The 1593-nt window shown below is 73.6% G+C and carries 1 protein-coding gene and 1 pseudogene; both read right to left on the minus strand.

From position 1 onward, the window contains the following. On the minus strand, nt 1-1055 hold a 1055-nt coding region (locus ACPC54_RS41885), incomplete at its 3' end, for a LolA family protein (protein WP_498973000.1). 338 nt (nt 1056-1393) lie between these two features. Further along, nucleotides 1394-1593 (minus strand): annotated as a pseudogene (locus ACPC54_RS41890) (polyprenyl synthetase family protein); the annotation flags it as partial.

Here is a 1593-nt window from a genome sequence, read left to right on the forward strand (position 1 = left end):
CCCTTGGCACCGGTGGGCAGGCCGCCCTTGGCGCCGGTGTCGACGGTGGCGATGGAGGTCCAGCCCTTGCCGATCACCTTGGGGGCGCCCTTGGCGCCTTCGAGGCCCTTGGCGCCGTCCGTGCCCTCCAGGCCCTTGCCGAGGCCGGGCCTGCCGGCCTCCGCGCCCGCGCCGTCCTGCCGCTCGGTGACCTTCGCGCCCTTCGGCGGGGTGAAGGCGAACGTGGCGGCGGCCGGCCGGGCGAAGGAGACCTGGGTGAAGCCCGCGTCGAGCACGGCGGCGCCGCCGCTCCTCGGGGTCAGGGTGAACTTCAGCGGCATGCCGGTCTTCGCGTCCACGGCGATGCTGATCGCGCCTACCGTGGTGCCGGACTGGCGGGGCTTGATCAGCAGCTTGTAGGCGTCGCGCCCGGCGACCTGGGCGGTGCCGTCGACGGTCACCGAGGTGGTGTCGTCCACCGCTTTCAGCGCCTGCTGGGCGAAGTCCTTGGGCGTGGCCGGGGGCTCGGCCCGGTCCTTGCCGGCGGCGGACGCGGTGCCGTGGGAGACCTGGTCGCTCTTGCTGTCGTAGCCCCAGACGTCCTTGCCGTTGTGGATGACGCTGTACTCGGCGCCCTGCTCCAGGAGCGAGAGCTTCTGCCGGTCCGGGCCGTCGGCCGCGACCCGCAGGGTGTGGGTGCCGGAGGCCAGTTCGGTCAGCCGGGAGCTCGGGTCGGCGGCGGAGCCGGAACCCGCGCCGGAGCCCTGGCCCATGCCGGAGGCGAGGCTGTTCTCCAGGCCGCCGAGGTCCGGCAGCCCCAGGTCGGTGCTGATCTTCACGGTGCCGGACAGCTGCTGCACGTCCGACTGGGCGATCTTGTTGATGAGCTGCTGCGCGGTGACCTTGGGCAGGTCCGGGTCGCCGGAGTCGGCGAGCGCCGGGACCAGCCCGATGGTGGCCGCGGCCACCCCGACCACCGCGACCGGGACGGCGTACCGCGCGGCCTTGCGGCGGCCCGAGCGCGTCTCCTCGTCCCGCTCGGCGCGCACTGCGTCGTCGGATTCGTACGGTGCCATGTGTGCCTTACCTCCGTCGTCGGCGGCGGCTGCCCTCACGCTGGTCCACCCGAGCCGCCATTCTCACCCGAATCGGTGAGGAGTGGTGATGTCCGTGGTGTCCATACGACCAAATCCGCGGTGCGGAAGCGTCAGCCCTCGGAGCCAACTCGGCGTACGACTGCGGTATGACACGTAGGGGGCACCCCTAGGGGGCTCGAACTCGTCCCTGGGCTCGAACTCGTCCTGGGGCTCGAACTCGTCCCCAGGGCAGCATGCGGCCGGAACCCGGGGTACGGCCACCTGGTGGACGCCGAACGGGTGGTCGTCCCAGGCCGGGACGGGCCGGGACGGGCCGGTCATCCGGCCCGGTGCACCACCGCGTCGCACAGCTCCGTCAGCGCCACCTTGGCGTCGCACTCCCGCAGCGGGGCGAGCGCGGCGCGCGCCTCCTCCGCGTACCGCACGGTGTCCCGGCGGGCCTGCTCCAGGGCCGGGTGGGCGCGCAGCGCGGCCAGCGCCTCGGCGTGCCGGGCGTCGTCGCTGAGGTCGGAGTCCA

Source organism: Kitasatospora sp. NPDC094028 (assembly GCF_049543595.1).
In the GTDB taxonomy this organism is placed as follows: Bacteria; Actinomycetota; Actinomycetes; order Streptomycetales; family Streptomycetaceae; genus Kitasatospora.